Annotated in this window: 19 protein-coding genes; 11 read left to right on the top strand and 8 right to left on the bottom strand. The window is 69.2% G+C overall.

Features of this window, described 5'->3' with window-relative positions; genetic code table 11:
• The first annotated feature begins 71 nt into the window (after positions 1–71).
• Together NAM01S_RS13615 and greA are read left to right on the top strand one after the other, a co-directional pair.
• Positions 72–536, top strand: a complete 465-nt coding sequence (locus NAM01S_RS13615) for a DUF4307 domain-containing protein (protein WP_067784636.1) — start codon at positions 72–74, stop codon at positions 534–536.
• 323 nt (positions 537–859) lie between these two features.
• Positions 860–1,357, top strand: a complete 498-nt coding sequence (gene greA / locus NAM01S_RS13610) for a transcription elongation factor GreA (protein WP_067784632.1) — start codon at positions 860–862, stop codon at positions 1,355–1,357.
• 143 nt (positions 1,358–1,500) lie between these two features.
• On the opposite strand, the gene NAM01S_RS13605 is transcribed toward greA, so the two are convergent.
• A complete protein-coding gene (locus NAM01S_RS13605) occupies positions 1,501–2,646 on the bottom strand; it encodes a cystathionine gamma-synthase (protein ID WP_067784628.1) in 1,146 nt (381 codons plus the stop codon).
• 93 nt (positions 2,647–2,739) lie between these two features.
• Between NAM01S_RS13605 and NAM01S_RS13600 the strand changes: the two genes are divergently transcribed.
• Positions 2,740–3,918, top strand: coding sequence for an acyl-CoA dehydrogenase family protein (locus NAM01S_RS13600; protein ID WP_067784625.1), 1,179 nt, complete (start codon positions 2,740–2,742; stop codon positions 3,916–3,918).
• A 101-nt stretch (positions 3,919–4,019) separates the two neighbouring features.
• Positions 4,020–4,385 (top strand): DUF6401 family natural product biosynthesis protein, encoded by a 366-nt coding sequence (locus NAM01S_RS13595; protein ID WP_174554801.1) that lies wholly within the window; start codon positions 4,020–4,022, stop codon positions 4,383–4,385.
• A gap of 346 nt (positions 4,386–4,731) precedes the next feature.
• On the opposite strand, the gene NAM01S_RS36025 is transcribed toward NAM01S_RS13595, so the two are convergent.
• The 3 genes from NAM01S_RS36025 to NAM01S_RS13580 form a co-directional block, all read right to left on the bottom strand.
• Positions 4,732–5,832: a mechanosensitive ion channel family protein gene (locus tag NAM01S_RS36025; protein WP_253798412.1), complete on the bottom strand. Its 1,101-nt coding sequence runs from the start codon at positions 5,830–5,832 to the stop codon at positions 4,732–4,734.
• A 406-nt stretch (positions 5,833–6,238) separates the two neighbouring features.
• Positions 6,239–6,511, bottom strand: coding sequence for a hypothetical protein (locus tag NAM01S_RS13585; RefSeq protein ID WP_157107729.1), 273 nt, complete (start codon positions 6,509–6,511; stop codon positions 6,239–6,241).
• A 331-nt stretch (positions 6,512–6,842) separates the two neighbouring features.
• Positions 6,843–8,231 carry a cystathionine beta-synthase gene (locus NAM01S_RS13580; RefSeq protein ID WP_067784616.1) on the bottom strand — a complete coding sequence of 463 codons (1,389 nt, stop codon included), beginning with the start codon at positions 8,229–8,231 and terminating at the stop codon, positions 6,843–6,845.
• A 187-nt stretch (positions 8,232–8,418) separates the two neighbouring features.
• Here NAM01S_RS13580 and NAM01S_RS13575 point away from each other — a divergent pair, with 187 nt between their 5' ends.
• Genes NAM01S_RS13575 through NAM01S_RS13565 form a run of 3 tightly spaced genes read left to right on the top strand, consistent with a single transcriptional unit; the run spans position 8,419 to position 11,167 of the window.
• A complete protein-coding gene (locus NAM01S_RS13575) occupies positions 8,419–8,877 on the top strand; it encodes a hypothetical protein (protein WP_067784613.1) in 459 nt (152 codons plus the stop codon).
• Positions 8,878–8,910: 33 nt separating this feature from the next.
• Positions 8,911–9,903 (top strand): SGNH/GDSL hydrolase family protein, encoded by a 993-nt coding sequence (locus NAM01S_RS13570; RefSeq protein WP_067784611.1) that lies wholly within the window; start codon positions 8,911–8,913, stop codon positions 9,901–9,903.
• A gap of 43 nt (positions 9,904–9,946) precedes the next feature.
• Positions 9,947–11,167 (top strand): acetyl-CoA C-acetyltransferase, encoded by a 1,221-nt coding sequence (locus tag NAM01S_RS13565; RefSeq protein WP_067784607.1) that lies wholly within the window; start codon positions 9,947–9,949, stop codon positions 11,165–11,167.
• Positions 11,168–11,417: 250 nt separating this feature from the next.
• Here NAM01S_RS13565 and NAM01S_RS13560 read toward each other — a convergent pair whose 3' ends face one another.
• Both NAM01S_RS13560 and NAM01S_RS13555 read right to left on the bottom strand, forming a co-directional pair.
• Positions 11,418–12,278, bottom strand: coding sequence for a Bax inhibitor-1/YccA family protein (locus tag NAM01S_RS13560; protein WP_067784604.1), 861 nt, complete (start codon positions 12,276–12,278; stop codon positions 11,418–11,420).
• A gap of 129 nt (positions 12,279–12,407) precedes the next feature.
• Positions 12,408–13,559: a class I SAM-dependent methyltransferase gene (locus tag NAM01S_RS13555; protein ID WP_067784601.1), complete on the bottom strand. Its 1,152-nt coding sequence runs from the start codon at positions 13,557–13,559 to the stop codon at positions 12,408–12,410.
• A gap of 934 nt (positions 13,560–14,493) precedes the next feature.
• Between NAM01S_RS13555 and NAM01S_RS13550 the strand changes: the two genes are divergently transcribed.
• The 4 genes from NAM01S_RS13550 (at position 14,494) to NAM01S_RS13535 (ending at position 17,900) form a co-directional block, all read left to right on the top strand.
• Complete coding sequence (locus tag NAM01S_RS13550; RefSeq protein WP_067784840.1) at positions 14,494–15,069, top strand: AMIN-like domain-containing (lipo)protein; 576 nt, start codon at positions 14,494–14,496, stop codon at positions 15,067–15,069.
• 722 nt (positions 15,070–15,791) lie between these two features.
• The gene (locus tag NAM01S_RS13545) at positions 15,792–16,313 is read left to right on the top strand and encodes a DUF6153 family protein (RefSeq protein WP_067784597.1); all 522 of its coding nucleotides are present in this window, start codon (positions 15,792–15,794) and stop codon (positions 16,311–16,313) included.
• A gap of 88 nt (positions 16,314–16,401) precedes the next feature.
• A complete protein-coding gene (locus NAM01S_RS13540) occupies positions 16,402–17,019 on the top strand; it encodes a DUF305 domain-containing protein (protein WP_067784593.1) in 618 nt (205 codons plus the stop codon).
• Between the two features lie 347 nt (positions 17,020–17,366).
• A complete protein-coding gene (locus NAM01S_RS13535; protein WP_067784590.1) occupies positions 17,367–17,900 on the top strand; it encodes an Rv2240c family protein in 534 nt (177 codons plus the stop codon).
• A gap of 116 nt (positions 17,901–18,016) precedes the next feature.
• Here NAM01S_RS13535 and NAM01S_RS13530 read toward each other — a convergent pair whose 3' ends face one another.
• Together NAM01S_RS13530 and NAM01S_RS13525 are read right to left on the bottom strand one after the other, a co-directional pair.
• The gene (locus tag NAM01S_RS13530; RefSeq protein WP_067784588.1) at positions 18,017–18,334 is read right to left on the bottom strand and encodes a hypothetical protein; all 318 of its coding nucleotides are present in this window, start codon (positions 18,332–18,334) and stop codon (positions 18,017–18,019) included.
• Between the two features lie 84 nt (positions 18,335–18,418).
• Positions 18,419–18,886, bottom strand: a complete 468-nt coding sequence (locus tag NAM01S_RS13525; protein WP_157107728.1) for a hypothetical protein — start codon at positions 18,884–18,886, stop codon at positions 18,419–18,421.
• Between the last annotated feature and the right edge of the window lie 94 nt (positions 18,887–18,980).

The following is an 18,980-nucleotide window of genomic DNA, read 5'->3' as shown; positions in this document are numbered from 1 at the left end:
GTGTCGGGTCTTCGTTCCCTATAGTTCCATTCGACCGACTTTTGTTCCGACGTACCCCCCGGGAGCGACAAGTGACGAGCGATCCGACGCCCGCGAGCAGCGGCGACTCGGCCGCCGACCAGGCGGCGCGACACGCCGACCGCTACGGGACCAAACCCCGGACGCCGCGCCGCAAACTGGCGCTGGTGCTGGGCGTCGTCGTGGTGGCGGCAGGCCTGGGCGTCGCCTTCCTCGGGTTCCAGAAGTTCGGCCCGAAGGACATCGAGGCCGAGCAGCTCGGCTACACGGTCGTCGACGACTCGACCATCACCGTCCGGATCAAGGTCACCCGCGCCGAGCCGGGCAAACCCGTGGTCTGCTTCGTGCGCGCGATGGACAGGGACCAGTCCGAAGTAGGCCGCCGCGAGGTGCTGATCGCGCCGTCGCCGAGCGGGACCGTCGAACTCACCACCACCGTCCGCTCGTCCGCGCGCCCCGCGGCGGGCAGCGTCTACGGGTGCAGCGAGCACGTTCCCGAATACCTCCGCGCGGGCTGATCGCCCGCCCAGATCGGACCATTCGGAAGCGAATCGGCGGTGCGACGCCGACAAAACAAACTCCGACCTGCATGTTTGTGATTCATGCTAAAATGGCGTGATACACGGTTCCGCACCCCGGAGCCGTGTTTGCTGCATTGGCGGCCAGCGCTGCGCGTTCCGGGTTTTCGGGTTTGCCCGGAACGTCCTGTTGGGGTCCGTGGAACCAACCCCCGGGGATCGCTCTAGCCGTCGGCTGGTGCATGCCCTCCCCACGGTGGGTAATGCAGCAGTGCATCAGGGAATCCCGGCCCGCCGGGAACAACTACTAGGGAGTGATCGAGATGACTGAGACGAACGTGACCTGGCTGACCCAGGAGTCGCACGACAGGCTCAAGGGCGAACTCGACGCGCTCATCGCCAACCGTCCGGTCATCGCCGCGGAGATCAACGAACGTCGGGAAGAGGGCGACCTCAAGGAGAACGGCGGATACCACGCCGCGCGCGAGGAGCAGGGCCAGCAGGAAGCCCGCATTCGCCAGCTCCAGGAGTTGCTGAACACCGCCAAGGTCGGCGTCGCGCCGACCAAGTCCGGCGTCGCGTTGCCGGGCTCGGTCGTGAAGGTCTACTACGACGGCGACGAGTCCGACACCGAGACCTTCCTCATCGCCACCCGCGAAGAGGGCCTGCGCGGCAACTCCAACCTGGAGACCTACTCGCCGAACTCCCCGCTCGGTGGCGCGCTCATCGACGCGAAGGTCGGCGAGACCCGCGAGTACACGCTGCCGAACGGCAACACCATGAAGGTGACGCTGGTCAGCGCCGAGCCGTACCACGGCTGATCGCGCCGCGCGCTCCTCGTCGGCGCGCAGGCACCGGCCCGGTCGCCGACCGGATCCGCCACGAGAAAACCCGACAGATACGCGAGCGGCCGCACTCGATCCCGAGTGCGGCCGCTTCGTCGTCTCCATCCCCGTCTCTGTCCTTACTTCCCGAGCGCCTGCTCGACGTCGGCCAGCAGGTCGCTGATGTCCTCGATGCCGACCGAGAGCCGCACCAGATCGGCGGGCACCTCCAGCAGCGAACCCTCGGTGGACGCGTGCGTCATGGCACCGGGGTGCTCGATCAGCGATTCCACGCCGCCGAGCGACTCGGCGAGGGTGAAAATCTTGGTGCGCGAGCAGAAGTCGTGCGCCGCTTCCTTGCCGCCGTGCAGGCGAACCGAGATCATGCCGCCGAACCGGCGCATCTGCTTGTCGGCCACCACGTGACCGGGATGGTCGGGCAGGCCGGGGTAGATGACCTGGGAGATGGCCGGGTGCTTGGTGAGGAAGTCGGCGATGGTCTCGGCGTTGTCGCAGTGCCGCTCCATCCGCAGCGCGAGCGTCTTGGTGCCGCGCATGGTGAGGAACGCGTCGAACGGGCCTGGCACCGCGCCCGCGCCGTTCTGCAGGAAGGCGAAGGCCGCGTCGAGTTCCTTGTCGTTGGTGATCAGCGCGCCGCCGACCACGTCGGAGTGGCCGCCGAGGTACTTGGTGGTCGAGTGCACCACGATGTCGGCGCCGAGCAGCAGCGGCTGCTGCAGGTACGGGGTGGCGAAGGTGTTGTCCACCACCAGCTTCGCGCCCGCGGCGTGCGCGATGTCGGCCAGCGCGGGGATGTCGCCGATGCTGAGCAGCGGGTTGGTCGGGGTCTCGACCCAGATGAGCTTGGTGTTCGGGCGGATCGCCGCGCGCATCTCGTCGGTGTTGAACACGTGCGCGGGCGAGTGCTCGATCCCCCACTGGCTGAACACCTTGTCGATCAGCCGGAAGGTGCCGCCGTAGGCGTCGTCCGGGATGACGATGTGGTCGCCGGGGCGCAGCGTCGCGCGAAGCGCGCAGTCGGTCGCGGCCATGCCGGACGCGAAAGCCCTTCCATAGCGGCCTGATTCGAGCGCGGCGAGGTTCTCCTCCAGCGCGGTGCGCGTGGGGTTGCCGGTGCGGGCGTACTCGTAGCCGCCGCGCAGCCCGCCCACACCGTCCTGGGCGAAGGTCGAGCTCGCGTAGATGGGCACGTTGACCGCGCCGGTCTGGGGATCGGGATCGAATCCGGCGTGCACGGCGCGTGTGGAGAATCCCAGCTCACTCATGGGGACAGCGTAGATAAGCCGCGCACGGACCATCCGCCCGGGGCGTGCGGTGACGCGGGTCTCACCGCGACGGCGGCCAATTACGCTGAGACCATGGTGACTGTCGAAGAACTGTTCGCGATCGATGCACTGCTCTCCGCCGAGGAGCGCGAAATCCGGGATACCGTCGCGACCTTCGCGGCGCAACGGCTGCGTCCGCACATCGCCGACTGGTTCGAGGCGGGCACCTTCCCGGCTCGCGAAATCGCCCCGGAGCTTGGCAAACTCGGACTGCTCGGCATGCACCTGGACGGCTACGGCTGCGCCGGGATGTCGGCGACGGCCTACGGGCTTGCCTGCCAGGAACTGGAGGCGGTCGATTCCGGCGTGCGCAGCATGGTGTCGGTGCAGGGCTCGCTGGCGATGACCGCGATCCACAAGTTCGGCTCCGAGGAGCAGAAGCAGCGGTGGCTGCCGGACATGGCGGCGGGCGCCGCGCTCGGTTGTTTCGGATTGACCGAACCGGACTTCGGCTCCAACCCCGGCGGCATGCGCACCAGGGCCAAGCGCGACGGCGACGACTGGGTGCTCAACGGGTCGAAGATGTGGATCACCAACGGCTCGGTGGCCGATGTCGCGGTGGTCTGGGCCTACGCCGAGGACGGCGACGCCAAGCCCGTGGTGCGCGGTTTCCTGGTGCCATCGGACGCGCCCGGGTTCGCTTCGCGTGAGATGCACCGCAAGCTCTCGCTGCGCGCGTCGATCACCGCCGAACTCGACTTCGACGACGTGCGGCTGCCCGCCGACGCGGTGCTTCCGGAATCGCGCGGACTGAGCTCGCCGCTTGCCTGCCTGAGCGAGGCCCGCTTCGGCATCATCTTCGGCGCCCTGGGCGCGGCCCGCGACTGCCTCGGCGCCGCCATCGAGTACGCCAGGTCCCGCGAGGTCTTCGACAAGCCGCTGGCCGCGTACCAGCTCACCCAGGGCAAGCTCGCCGACATGGCGCTGGAGCTCGGCAAGGGCCAGCTGCTCGCGGTGCACCTCGGCAGGCTCAAGGATCGCGGCGAGATCAGCGCCGAGCAGATCAGCGCGGGCAAGCTGAACAGCACGCGGGAGGCCATCGCCATCGCTCGCGAGTGCCGCACCATCCTCGGCGCCAACGGCATCACCCTCGACTACCCGGTCCTGCGGCACGCCAACAACCTCGAGTCGGTGCTCACCTACGAGGGGACCGCAGAGGTGCACCAGCTGGTGCTCGGCAAGGCGCTCACCGACGCCAACGCGTTCCGCTGAATTACACGCGCGTGATTTGCTGGCTGAATTACGGGACGGCTCTCCACAATTGGTCGAACATCACATTTTGATATACGCCCACTGATTGCTAGCATTTCCGAGTGTTTTTGCTTGGCCCCGCGTTGCTCGAAGTGTCGGCGCGCCGAATGCTGAACCGCCTGCACACGACGCACGGGGTGCCGGCACGTACCGCCGCCGCGGAATTCCCCGCGGTCTCCGCGGCGCTCGATCAGCACGCCGCCGCCGTCCGCGACATCCTCGACTTCGGCATCGATGGCGCTTCCTCGGTGCCCGCCGAGGTGCTGCTCGCCGGATACGTCCGCGGGTTGCTCGACCACGTCGGTGAGCCGGACGCCGCGCCCATGACGAGCGAGGCGCCCGCGGACGCGCTCGGCTGGGTCCAGGCGGACTGGTTGCAGATGCGACTCGCGGGCGTCTGCCAGTACGCGGGCAACCAGCCCGCCTGACGAGCCGTCACCGTCGCACGTCGCCACACCGCGCCTCGGCACTCCGCTTGACGAGCCGTCATCTCGCAGGTCGCCAGACCGCGCCTCGGCGCTCCGCACGACGGTCGACGCGATACGCGACCGGACGCAGCGCTACCGCCGACATCGCGCAAGCCCGCCCCTTCGACACCTGACCCATCTCCCGCCACTCGGGCATCGATAGGCAAGAGGTTCGGCGAGCGACCACCGCGATCCGCCGAGGACTCGGCGCGGCCTCGGTGCCAGCCGTCATCCGCGGCTGACGGTCCGACACGACCCGAAACGTCCGCCCCGGGCGCACCCAGGGCGGACGTCTCGATTTCCAGCACTACCGCGTTTCGGGCGATTCACCGCCGTATTCGGTGTATTCACTGCCGCCCTGCGGGTAGCCGCTCTGACCACCCTGCGGATAGGCGCCGCCGCCTTGGCCGCCCTGCTGCGGGTAGGCGCCGCCCTGACCACCCTGCGGGTAGCTTTGGCCGCCCTGCTGCGGGTAGGCGCCACCTTGTCCGCCTTCCCGGTAGCCGTGCCTGCCGCCACCCTCGGGGTAACCGCCGCCCTCCGGGTAACCGCCGCGCTGGCCGCCCTGCGGATAGGCGCCGCCCTGACCGCCCTGCGGGTAGCCACCGCCGGGCCCCTGGCCGTACCCCGCGCCCTGGCCCTCGACATAACCGCCTTGCTGCTGCGGGTAACCCTGCTGGCGCCCGCCCGCCATGGCCTCCTCCGGCTCCAACTGCTGAGCGCGCGCGGGCTGAGCCGCCCACTGCTGCTCACGGGACGCGTCCTCGCGGCCACGCTGATACGCCTCCGCATGGCCGCGCATCGCGGGCACTTCCTGCTCGAGGTTGCGCAGCCAGCTGTCCCAGCGCCGCTGCATCGGCCGGACGAGACCGCCACCGACGCCGACCACCAGGATGCCGCCGATGGTGGCGAGCACCGCGATGAGGATGGGGGTGGTGACCGTGGTGGCGACGCCGATCTGGTTCAGCGCCGCGATGATGCCGACACCCCAGACGAACACCGAGGCCAACGTGCCGAGCATGCGGCCGTAGGACAGGCCGCCGAGGGCGTTGGTGACCAGTTCGCGAACCGCGTGCGCGATGGCACCCGCGACGACGATGATGACGATCGCGACCGCGGCCTTCGGCAGCCAGGACACGATGCCGTCGAGCAGGTCGCTGACCGGGTTCGGCCCGAACACGCCGAAGCCGAGTTGCAGCGCGATCAGCAGGATCGCGTAGTAGGCCAGCTTGGCGAGCAGGTCCGACGCGTCGTATTTACTGCGTTCGAGCATCCTCTTGACCCCGCCGCGCTCGACGAGTCGATCGAAGCCGACCCGCTCGAGCACTTTGTCGACGATCGTCGCCACCGCCTTCGCGACGATCCAGCCGATCAGCAGGATGACGAGGAAGCCGGCGAGCTTGGGCACGAACGTCGCGATAGAACTCCACGCGTCCGAAAACCCTTGCTGGAAATCGATAGCCAAACTGGAGGTGTACACCGCGCCCTTCCCTTCGCTATCCGATTACGCCAGGGCGATTGCCGAGGCGACTTCCCAGGCCGGTTATACCCCCGGGAATCCACCGAAATCCCCAATTTGCGAAGAATTTGCCCCTATCGACACGCCCGGTCGAATTCGTCGGCGGACACAGTCCGAAGCTCCCCGTGAGCGCCCCCGGTGGGCCGAGAATCGGCGGGGCCGAAGAGGTTTCCCGCCTTCAGCGGACGCCGCCGACTCCGAGCCGTCCCACCGAGCTGGCGCCGCGTCCGGAATGGTCGGCGCGGTACCCGACCGAAGGCCACCGCCACCCCGCCAGACCGACTGGACGTCACCTTCATTCACCCGACCTGCGTGCGCCGGTGAACCGACCGAGGGTGGCCTTCAGCATGGTGGGACGATCAATGGTGACCTTCGGTCGGCCGTGCTTGTCCAACCTTTGGGGCAGGGCACTGGGCCCGCTGCCGAGTGGGTGCCGCGGATGTCGCTGGATCGCCTCGCGGACGTCGGAGTCACCGACCGCGTCGGCGTCGGGAGCCGAAGGGCGAGCGTCGGCGGACTCGTCGACCAGCACCCGGGCGGCGACAGCAGGCGACAGTTGATGGATCACCCCGCGGTTATGCGGCCGCCACCCAGGACCCCCGCCCCGAGGACGCCGCGGCAGGGCCCCCGCCTCGAGGCCGCCACCCAGGACCCCCGCCTCGAGGCCGCCGCGGCAGGACCTCCACCTCGCTGACGCCGCGGCAGAATTCGCCGCCGACGACTCGACAGCGCACCGACGGCACGGAATGGGCTGTCCTGCAAGCTGTCTCGCGTGTCGGCGGGCCGACCCGCCGCGCCGTTGAGGACTGCCGCGGCCGCAGCCACGGCACCGACTCGGACGCAACCGAGCGGCCCGCCCACGCGCGGTGGAGCCCCCGGCTGGGCGGACGCGGTGCGGCTCAGTGGCCGATGCGGCCGGTGCTCAGGAAGCCGAGCAGGTCGTGGCGAGTGATGACGCCGACCGGCTTGCCGTCCTCGACCACCATCAGCGCGTCGGTGTCCGACAGCGCCTTGGTCGCGGCGGAGATGAGCTCGCCGGAACCGATCAGCGGGAAGGACGGGCTCATGTGCTCGGCCACCGAATCGGTGAGCTGCGCGCGTCCTTCGAAGACCGCGGAGAGCAGGTCGCGTTCGGTGACGCTGCCCGCGACCTCACCGGCCATCACCGGCGGCTCGGCGCCGACGACCGGCATCTGGGAGACGCCGTACTCGCGCAGGATCTCGATGGCGTCGCGCACCGTCTCCGAGGGGTGGGTGTGCACCAGGTCGGGCAGCTCGCCGGACTTGCCGCGCAGCACGTCGCCGACCAGCGGCTCGGGGCTGCCGTCGAGGCGGGTGCGCAGGAAGCCGTAGGAGCTCATCCAGCGGTCGTTGAAGATCTTGGAGAGGTAGCCGCGACCGCCGTCCGGCAGCAGCACGACGACGACCGCGTCCGGGTCGCGCCGCGCCACCTCGATGGCGGCGACGACGGCCATGCCGCAGGAACCGCCGACCAGCAGGCCCTCCTCGCGGGCCAGCCTGCGGGTCATGTCGAAGGAATCGGCGTCGGAGACCGCGATGATCTCGTCCGGCACGGCGGGGTCGTACGCGGACGGCCAGAAGTCCTCGCCGACGCCCTCCACCAGATACGGACGGCCGGTGCCGCCGGAGTAGACCGAACCCTCCGGGTCGGCGCCGATGACCTTGACCTTGCCGCCCGACACCTCCTTGAGGTAGCGGCCTGCGCCGGTGATGGTGCCGCCGGTGCCGACGCCAGCGACGAAGTGGGTGACCTTGCCTTCGGTGTCGCGCCAGATCTCCGGACCGGTGGTCTCGTAGTGGCTCGCGGGCCCGCCGGGGTTGGAGTACTGATCCGGCTTCCACGCGCCGTCGATCTCGCGGACCAGACGGTCGGAGACGCTGTAGTAGCTGTCCGGGTGGTCCGGCGGCACGGCGGTCGGGCAGACAACGACCTCGGCGCCGTAGGCACGCAGCACGTTGCGCTTGTCCTCGGAGACCTTGTCCGGGCAGACGAACACGCACTTGTAGCCGCGCTGCTGCGCGACGAGCGCCAGACCGACGCCGGTGTTGCCGGAGGTTGGCTCGACAATGGTGCCGCCCGGCTTCAGCAGCCCGGCCTGCTCGGCGGCGTCGATCATCTTCACCGCGATGCGGTCCTTGGCGCTGCCGCCCGGGTTCAGGTATTCGATCTTGGCCGCGACGAGCCCGTCGGTCGGGCCGACGACATTGTTCAACCGGACCAGGGGCGTGTTGCCGATGAGGTCCACGACGTGATCCGCGATGCGCATAGCCCTATCGTTGCAGAAGGCCCGTCACGGCATGTGCGACGGTCCCGGAGGGCGGTCGCGCCACGTGACAGCGCGGGGGCCGGGGAATGCGACGGAGCCGAACACTGTGAGTTCGCCCACCACGGCTCGGAGCGCCCCCTCGGCGACACGCCACACGGTCGGCCGAGCGCCCTTAAGATCGGGAAACATGAGGCAGCCCACTATCGCTCGCGCCGCAACCGTCCTCGCCGCGACGGCGACGGCCGCGCTGATCGGGACCGGTGCGCAGGCGAACGCAGGCACGGTGTCGTTCCCCACCGTGCCGACCATGGCGCACGGCGGACTCTGCTGGACCGCCATTCAGACCTGGGCGGACACCAGCCCCGAGTATCCGGGCCGGGCGATTCTGAACGTCCGCGCGCTGCCGGTGGCGGGCATCGGTCCCGGCCAGTACCCGCTCGCGCCGCTGTGCGAGGTGCGCACCACCGTGGCGTGGCGGAACCTGAACACCGGCGCGACAGGCGCCTACGAGAACACGGTGGTCACCGGCATCTACGGCAGCATCCAGTACGCGCTGTTCCAGGACACCGGGCCTGGCCGCATCGAGGTCACCGTCACCACCGACGCGCTGAGCATTCCGGCGCGCGGCACGTTCGACGTCTTCTGAGGCGGTCGGCCCGAGCCCGTAAAATTTCGGAGCGTGGGAGCACCTCGGATCAGCCGGCGAACGGCCGCCGTCACCGGTGCTGCGACGTTGCTCGCGGGTTCCGGTGCGGGCACCGCATCGTGGGCCGCGTATCGCCTGCTCATGGCGCAGGCCGGTGTCGCGCGCGGCGTGATCGGCCGCGACACCTCGAAGCCGCCGGAGGCGGACGGCATCTACACCGCGGGCTGCGTCGCGCCCGAGCCGTGGCGCACCGGCAAGCACGCCGACCTGCATTTGATGATCTTCGGCGACTCCACCGCGGCCGGTGTCGGCTGTCTGACCGCCGACGGTGTGCCCGGCGTGCGCATCGCCCGCGCACTCGCCGAGGCCAGCGGGAAGCGAATCCGGTTGAGCACCAAGGCGATCTCCGGCGCCACCTCCAAGGGTCTGGCCGGTCAGGTGGACGCCATGTTCGTCGCGGGACCGCCGCCGGACGCCGCGGTGATCTTCATCGGCGCCAACGACATCACCAAGAAGCACTCCATCGGCGCCTCGGCGCGCAGGCTCGGCGCCGCGGTGGCCCGGCTGCACCTGTCGGGCAGCGTCGTCGTTGTCGGCACCTGCCCCGATCTGGGGACGGTGTCCGCGATTCCGCAGCCGCTGCGCACCATCGTGCGGAACTGGAGCGTGCGACTGGCCAGGGCGCAGTTCGCGGTCACCGCCGCCGCGGGCGGACACCCGGTAGCGCTCGGCGAACTCGGCCGGGAATTCCGCACCGCACCCGAGCAGATGTTCTCCGCCGATGGCTTCCATCCCTCGGCGGCGGGTTACGAACTCGCCGCGGCGCGGGTGCTTCCCGCGCTGCTCGCGGCCCTGGAGCAGCGGGGACTGAACACCGACCGCGGCGCGCACGGCCTGCGCCGCGGACTCGCGGCCCGGCTGCGCGGGCTGGTTGCTCAGAAATCCGGCGCGGTCGCAGCGGACGACGCCGAAGCGCGCAATGGCCGGGGCGACGTTCCCGGCGCTCGACAGGTTCGGTACACATAGAGGTGCCAGTACAAAACTGAGCAGCAAGTACGAAGGAGCCCTCATGCCAGAGGCAGTTATCGTTTCGACCGCCCGCTCCCCCATCGGCCGGGCCCGCAAGGGTTCGCTGGTCGACATGCGGCCCGACGACCTGACCACCCAGATCGTGCGCGCGGCGCTCGACAAGGTTCCTGCGCTCGACCCGACCCAGATCGACGACCTGATCCTGGGCTGCGGCTCCCCGGGCGGTGAGCAGGGCTTCAACATCGCTCGCATCGTCGCGGTGCAGCTGGGATTCGACACCCTCCCCGGCACCACCGTGCACCGCTACTGCGCGTCTTCGCTGCAGTCGACCCGGATGGCCTTCCACGCCATCAAGGCGGGCGAGGGCGACGTGTTCATCTCCGCGGGCGTCGAGACCGTCTCGCGCTACGTCAGCGGCTCGGCCGACAGCTGGCCGAACACCCAGAACCCGCTGTTCGACGAGGCCCAGGCGCGGACCGCGAAGACCGCCCAGGGCGGCGCGGGCGTGTGGCACGACCCGCGCGAGGACGGCCTGATCCCGGACGCCTACATCGCGATGGGCCAGACCGCCGAGAACGTCGCCAGCTCCACCGGCATCACCCGTGAGGACCAGGACCGCTGGGGCGTGCGCTCGCAGAACCGCGCGGAGGAGGCCATCAAGAACGGCTTCTTCGAGCGCGAGATCACTCCGATCACCCTGCCGGACGGCACCGTGGTCTCCACCGACGACGGCCCGCGCGCCGGCGTCACCTACGAGGCCGTCTCCCAGCTGAAGCCGGTCTTCCGTCCCGACGGCACCATCACCGCCGGCAACTGCTGCCCGCTCAACGACGGCGCCGCCGCGCTGGTCATCATGAGCGACACCAAGGCCAAGGAACTGGGCCTGACCCCGCTGGCGCGCATCGTGTCCACCGGCGTCTCGGGCCTGTCGCCGGAGATCATGGGTCTCGGCCCGATCGAGGCCGTCAAGCGCGCGCTGGCGCTGGCGGGCAAGACCGTCGACGACATCGACCTGTTCGAGATCAACGAGGCCTTCGCCGTGCAGGTGCTCGGCTCGGCTCGTGAGCTGAAGATCGACGAGGACAAGCTGAACGTCTCCGGCGGCGCCATCGCCCTCGGCCACCCGTTCGGCATGACCGGCGCCCGCATCACCACCACGCTCATCAACAACCTCCAGACCTACGACAAGCAGTTCGGTGTGGAGACCATGTGCGTCGGTGGCGGCCAGGGCATGGCGATGGTCATCGAGCGGCTGAGCTGATAGTTCGTTTCGCCGAGCAGCCCTCGATCCTCACCGGATCGGGGGCTGCTCCGTCGTTCGGGGCGGTTTCGACCGCTGCGCACACCAGCGACGCGCCGTCCTGCGCGGTCCGACAGGTTGCGGGACGCCGACGATAAGGGCGCCGACAACAAGGGCGGCCACCAGGTTTCCTGGTGGCCGCCCTTTGTCCGCTTTTCGACCGCGGCTGTCAGGCGGGACTTCGTTCAGTCGATCGCCCGCCGACCGGTCGCTAGTCGTTCTGGAAGTAGCTCAGCAGTCGCAGGATCTCGACGTAGAGCCAGACCAGGGTGACGGTCAGGCCGAGCGCCACGCCCCAGGCCGCCTTCTCCGGCGCCTGCGCGCGGATCAGCTGATCGGCGGCGTCGAAGTCGAGCAGGAAGCTGAACGCGGCGATCGCGATGCAGACCAGGCTGAACACGATGGCGAGCGGGCCACCGTCGCGCAGGCCGAGGCCGCCGTCGATGAAGAAGCTCGCGATCAGGTTGCCGAGCATCAGCACGACGACGCCGATGAGCGCGCCGACGATCATGCGGGTGAACCGCGGCGTCACGCGGATGGCGCCCGTCTTGTAGACGACCAACATGCCCGCGAACACACCGAAGGTGCCGAGCACCGCCTGCGCGATCAGCGCGCTACCGCCGGCGCCACCGAAGGTGATGTCGGTGAACATGAACGACAGTGCGCCGAGGAACAGGCCCTCCGCGACCGCGTAGCTGAGCACGATCGCCGGGTTGTCCATCTTGTTGGCGAAGCTGGCGATCAGCACCAGGACCAGGCCGGTCAGGCCGCCGACGATGACGAACAGCGGCGCGAGGCCGGTGTTGGCCGAGGTGAGGCCGTAGGCGATGATCGCCGAAAGGGCGAGCACACCCAGCGTGATGCCGGTCTTGGTCACCACGTCATCGATGGTCATCGCCCGGTGGGTGGGCGGGGCCTGCTGATAAGGCTGCTGCTGGTACTGGTTGGGGTACTGGTTACCGAACTGCTGTCCGAACTGCCCGGCACCCGCTACACCCGAACCGAAGTTGGCGTAGCCGCCGCCCTCTTGCTTGGGCAAATTTTTGAAGACCGGATTGCTTGTGGTGCGCACCGTGAGTGCCTTTCTGGGAGTCGTTGCCGCTGTCTGCCGAGCTGTTCGCTCGATATCCAACTGCCTGGTCCAACGTTCGGCACTCGCGTCGAGTTCCCGAGACGTTCGCCGAGGCGGACAATTCGGACTCTACCGTTGCCGGACGTCGTGCAGGCCACGCACCGACCGTGTCACCGTGAACTTCCGGTTGCGGCCGATCACCTCGGTGTGCCCGACCATCCGCTCGACCACACCGCGATAGTTGAGATGGGTGTTGTACACCGTCCACAGTTCACCGCCGGGGCGCAGCACGCGACCGGTTTCGGCGAACATCTTGATGGCCGAGCCGGTGTGCACCGCGGCGCCGACGTGGAACGGCGGGTTGCACAGCACGAGGTCGGCGCTGTTGTCGGCGGCCGAGGACATCGCGTCGTCGCGCACCACCGTCACCCGATCGGCGACATCGTTGGCCGAGGCCGTCGCCCGCGCCGAGGCCACCGCGGCGGCCGATTGATCCGTGCCGACCACCCGCAGCGCCGGGCGCGCCTTGGCCAGCGCCACCGCCAGGATGCCGGTGCCACAGCCGAGGTCGATGGCGTCGCGAGCGTCCGGCTTCATCCACTTCAGATGCTGGAGCAGGAATCTGGTTCCGATGTCGAGGCGCGGACCCGAGAACGCCGCCCCGTGGGCGACGACTTCGATGCCGACCTCGTCGAGACATTCGCGCACCGGAAACCGCGGGTCGCCAACGGGTTTCGGGCCCTCGACGAAGAGCGTGCGCGACTTCTGCCTGCCCCGGCTCGCGAGAACCGTCGAAAACGACTCGGCGAGTACGTCGTTCATCGACTTCGTCAGATACTTGTCGCGCCCGCCCGCGATCACGCTGACCCCGGGGTCGGCGTACCGCGCGATCGCGTCGGCCACTTCCGCGAGACCCGCCAGGACGCGGGACAGCCGGAGCAACACCACTTCGACGCCGCTCAGCAGTTCCTCGGTGAGCGCGTGCGCGGTGTAGCGGTCGGCCAGGCCGAGCGTGCGGGCGTTGTTGGCCAGCGCCAGCTCGCCGGTGAGCAGATCCTGGTGCACACGGACCTCGCGCAGGTCGTGCCGGACGATCGCGCCGAGCGTCAGCGCGCCGTAGTTGTCACCGATAACGGCAATCTTCCCGCTACCGGCTTTCTCGATCGCGTCGGCGGCCGCGTCGAGGATCAGCCGATCGGCGGCATCGACGGCATAGAGGTTCAGCGCCTCCACATCCGGATACCGCCGCAGTCGGCTAAACACGTCCTCGACATCGTCCACACGTCAAGTGTGCTAGATCGTTGCCGAATAGTCGCGCCCGGCCCGGCAAATGGGGGTTCCGGTCGGCCATCGTGGCTAGCAGGTCGGCGTGAAGCTCACTGTCACAAGGGAACTCGCGCGGGCTCGGCAGTGCGACTCGGGTCTCGGCTGCGTGTCGGCGCCGCGCCCCTTCCGTGGGCCGGGGCAGGGTCGGGCGCCGATTGAGTTTCGGGCGTAGGGCATCTCGGATTCCGACGACGGTCAGGACAGCGCGACGGACCTCTCGGTCTTTCGGGGCGAACCCGAATGGGAAGGCCGCTACTTCAGAAAGGGGGCTTTACCGGGTGCGTACCAGGAGGTTCGATGTCGAGCCAGATCAGCGCTTCAAAACTACTGCCCAGCAACCGATCACTTGCCATGTGGCTGCGACACCCGCTGAACCTTCCCGGCGACTCTCCCGACCGGCCACCGAGCGTGGCCGTAGCGAACCGGCCCGCCACGCGTGGGCGTCGCCAGCCTAGGGACGCGCCGAGAGTACTTGCGGCGGCTACGGGGCCGCCTTCTCGCTGGCCGCAGCCGCGCAGGCGACGTCGCGTGCCTGGTGTCGTTCGGGCTGCTCGACTTGGAGGCGGCGGGCAATCCGGCATGGGTGGTGCTGATCGAGGTCGTCGACGTCCATCGAACCCGCTACGTCGACGAGCGGGCAACGACGAGTCCGCCGCGAGTGGGCGTCCCAGCGGACCGCACGGCAATCGGATACCGAGGCAGCCTCGGGTTCTGCGACGGGACCGCCACCGGGCGCCCGGGCCGCGATCATCGAGCGTCTGCCGAAACACTTGGCTACCGGCCGTCGATCGGCCGTGGTGGCGACGCGATTCGTGCGGCACGCCGACGGCACACGCCGGGTCCGTCATTGTCGCCCGCTGACGTGCAGCCGCTGAGTACCATCAGCCCCATGCGCAACAGGATGGTGTTGGCGGTGGCGGTCGCGGCGGCTCTGATCGCGGGCTGTGACGACGGCGAATCGGTCTCGGCCACCTCGGCTCCGCCGACGACGACGGGCTCGCTCGTCGAGGCGCCCGTCCAGCCGCCGGGCGACGCGGGGCCCAAGCGCGGCACCCCGTCCAGCGACGCCGCGCTCACCGTCACCGATCTGCGCATCGGCCACCATTCCGGCTTCGATCGCGTCGTCTACGACCTCGGCGGCACCGGAACACCCGGGTGGATCGTGCAGTACACCGATCGGGCGGTCCAGGACGGCAGCGGCAATGTCATCGAGGTGGCCGGACAGTCCGTGCTCGAAGTCCAGATCACCGGCTCGGCCTACCCCTTCGACAGCGGCGTCACCCCCTACTCCGGCCCCGATCCAGCCACCGACCCGAGCGCCCCCGGCATCGCGGGCGTCTACCGCACCACCGTCTTCGAGGGCACCACCCAGTCCTTCATCGGCGTCAACGCCGACCGCCCCGCCTTCTCGGTCACCACGCTGTCCAACCCGACCCGCCTGGTGATCGACATCGCCACGTCCTGACGCGGATCTTCCGCACGCATCGCAGCGCGAAGACAGCGTCAGCGAGTGGTACGAGACCTCAGCGAGGCGTGCACAACCTCCGCAGTACCATCCGCGCGCTGCGCAGGTACACCCTCACAAAGCGGCCGCGCGAAGCCGCCAACCAGCGCACCCCGAGCGAAGCGGAAGCGGATGCCCGCCGGTCCCACACACTTCGTATACGCCTCACACAGCCGGTGCCTATGTGAGGCGTATGCAAAGTGTGTGGGAAGCCATCCGCCGGGGCACACGCTGGGGGTGGGCAGAACCGTGGGTGTGGGCAGCGCCGTGGGTGGGCAGCACCGCCGAGTGGGCAGCACCGCCGGGTAGGCAGCACCGCCGAGTGGGCAGCACCGCCGGGTAGGCAGCACCGCCGAGTGGGCAGCACCGCCGGGTAGGCAGCACCGTCGGGTAGGCAGCACCGTCGAGTGGGCAGCACAGTGGGGTGGGCAACACCGCCGAGTGGGCAGCACCGTCGAGTAGACAGCACCGCCGAGTGGGCAGCACCGCCGGGTAGGCAGCACCGCCGAGTGGGCAGCACCGCCGAGTCGGCAGCACCGCCGAGTCGGCAGCACCGCCGAGTCGGCAGCACCGCCGAGTCGGCAGCACCGTCGAGTAGGCAACACAGAGGGTGGGCAGCTGCGCAACACCGATACATACAGGGGGTACGGGTACTTATACGCGGACCCGATACCCTGGTTGACGTGACCGCGCCGACCGCCTCGCAGCATGCATCCGGGTTCACCCGGCTGCTGGGCATGGTCGCCCTGATCGCCGGAATCGCGGCCATGCACGTCGGCATCTTCACCATCCCCGCGACGGCCGCTCACCACGCGACCGCCACCACCGCGGACCATTCATCCACCGACCTGGCGATGAGCTCGGGCAGCGCGTCGCCGACCGAAGACGCCGCACGTATATCCGACAGCGGCCACCGTCACGGGTTCGACGATCGGGTCGACCGCGCGGTCGCGCACCGCGAATCCTCGGCGGGCACCTCTGCTCAGCACGGGTGCGCCGACTGCAGCGACGGCCACGCCGGTCTGCATGCCTGCGTCTTCATCCTGACCGCGCTCGCCATGGCGGTCCTGCTCGTTCTGCTGTACCGGATCGCGGGCGACCACCTCGGCGGTGGTCCGAAGCTGCGGCACCGGCGGCCCAGACGTGAACGTCCACCGCCTTGGACCGTGTTGTCCCTGGCCGAATTGTCGATTCTGCGGATCTGACAGGTCGACCGCGTCCGTGCTCGATCACGGCGTGGTTCCGTCCTGCCCTCATCAACCGTGCTTTTCGCAATTCCCAAGGAGTTCAACCATGTTCATCACCCGTACCCGCCTCACGATCGCCGCACTCGCGTCGGGCGCCCTGCTGTTCGCCGCCGGATGTGGCGACGATTCCGATTCGATGTCCGGCATGGACCACGGCGCGTCGTCGAGCACCACCGCGGCGGCCACCTCCGCCGCGCGGACCGATTTCAACAACGCCGACGTGACGTTCCTGCAGATGATGTACCCGCATCACGCGCAGGCGGTCGAGATGGCGAAGCTGGTGCCGAGCCACACCGAGAACCCGCAGCTGCGCGCCTTGGCCGCGGAGGTCGAGAAGGCGCAGGCGCCGGAGATGGAGCAGATCAGCACCCTGCTGCAGAGCTTCGGCAAGCCCGCGCCGACCGCGGGCGGCGGCCATGAGGGTCACGGCATGCCGGGCATGATGTCGGCCGAGCAGATGACCGCGCTACAGGCCGCTTCCGGACCCGCGTTCGACGAGATGTGGCTGGAGATGATGATCGAACACCACACCGGCGCCATCGATATGGCGAAGACCGAACTGGCCGACGGCGTCAATCCCGACGCGCAGGCGCTGGCCCGCGCGGTGATCGCCGCGCAGGAAGCGGAGATCACCACCATGCGCGGCATGCTCGGCCAGAACTGACCGCGCGACCGGTCCGCATCGCATCAGACTGCGATGCGGACCGGTGCCCGCGAACCGACCGGGTCAGCGCCTTGCAGCAGATACCCTTCGATCGCGCCCACCAGCTGGTCCACACCGAGCAGCTCCGCGAAGACGGCCTATGCGTCCATGCCGACCGACCAGCACGTTTGCTGATGCGGACCCGTCGACCGGCGTTCGATCCGGACCGGTCGGGCCGGTCCAGGCCCCGCGATATCGGTTGGCCATCGATATCGGCCCGCCGAGCGATTGGACCGGTCGCGCACAGTAACGTCGTAGGGTCCGGTCTCGTCCGCGGCTGGACGCACCGAGGGGAAAGGCGAACGGACATGCGACGACTGGAACGCGGGGGCCTGGCCGCCGCGGCGGCGGCGACCGCGACGGGCATCATCTTCATCGGCGCCTGCTCCACGCAGGTCACCGGCAACCCCCAGGTCAACCAGACCGAGTTGGCCGCGTACACCTCCGAAGTCGCCGCCTCCTCGGCCGCGGCGTCCTCGTCGCGGGCCGCCGCCGTCGCCCGCGCGGCAGGGGCGGCGTGCGACGCCTTCGCCGCAGCGAACGAGAGCTCGGTGGACTCGTTCAACGCCTACATCGACGCGAGCAACAACAACGCGCCCGACGCCGACGCCAAGGCCAGCGACGCCGTGAACACGTTGCGCACCAACGCGCGCAACGTTGACCAGAAGCTGACCAGGGATGTTCCCCCGGACGTCGCGAGCAGCCTGCGCTCCTACCGCGACGACACCAACAACCTCGCCGATCTGCTCGAACGCCGCGTCGACGTCGACACGCTCAACGACGCCATCGACCAGTTCAACGAGACCAAGAACGCCGCGCGCGAGGTCTGCCGAGCCCACTGATCCGTCGAGCCGAACCACTCCCTCGGGCCGACCGATCCGTTCCGGAGAGGGTGTATGTCCGCGACGGCGGGATCTCGGCGCCTAGCCAAAGCGGCTCGAGCGAGCGGAACGGCCCCTCACCACGCCGCGGGCTGCTGCTCGTTGCTCGAATCTTGCTGTCGCGCACGCCGATTCCGCCGCTCGAACAACAGCAACCCCGTACCCGTCAGCAACGCGGCGCTCGCGACGACGGCCGCGAACAACGCCCCTCCGTCCGCGCCGAGCGCCGCGATGGCGATGGTGAGGACCACGGCGGACAACCCGATCCCGACCAGCACGAAGCCTGCCCAGTTCCTGGCGTCGCCTATCGTCTCCCCGGGTTGCGGTTCGGCCGTGCGGGCGATATCCGGTGCGTCGTCGAGCGGGGGAATCTCCCACGCTCCGTCGGATGCCATGATGCGACCACCTCGTTCAGCGGATCGGTAGTGTCGCCAGCTGGGTGCCCAGCCCTGTCCCGCCGAAACTGCCCGCGCGACAACTCAACCGGCTAACGCGCGACCCCGCATATCCCCGTGGTGGCCGAATCTCGGTACAGCGCCGACCAATTCGTTGACGAACGGCGCAGGCTGCGGCAGCTCGTAACCCGGCGGCCACAGCCAGCGGCGCTCGTCCGAGGTGGGCCGGCTCGATTCGCTGAGCAACGGCAGCGCGACCTGTTCACCCCACTCCGCGATCCGCACGTCGGCCTCGGAGAACAGGGGCCGGTGCGACGGCTCGCCGGCGGGGATGCCCGCCGTGAGGAAGACCCACCGGCCGGTGTCCGGGTCGACGAATACGGGCCCGGCGTGCTGCGCGGGCTGTAGCAAGGTCTGCAGGCGCGCGCCTAGCGGCTCGGGCATCGCCACGACCCCCACAACGCCCACCCGAAGGACCACCTGGGTGCCCATGATCGCGACGGGGAATCGGTACATCTCCCGATAGGTCACGAAGGTCTGCCGCAATGTCATCGTCGCCATCCACCTTCCACGGGTCGGCAGGCTTGTGGAATCGATCGCGAGGCGGCGACATCGTCCCGCCACACCGCGATCCCTTTCGATGTTC

This window comes from Nocardia amikacinitolerans NBRC 108937, from assembly GCF_001612615.1.
GTDB classification, from domain to species: domain Bacteria; phylum Actinomycetota; class Actinomycetes; order Mycobacteriales; family Mycobacteriaceae; genus Nocardia; species Nocardia amikacinitolerans.
Note: the sequence above shows the minus strand (reverse complement) of the source record. Positions and strands in the feature narration are given on the sequence as shown.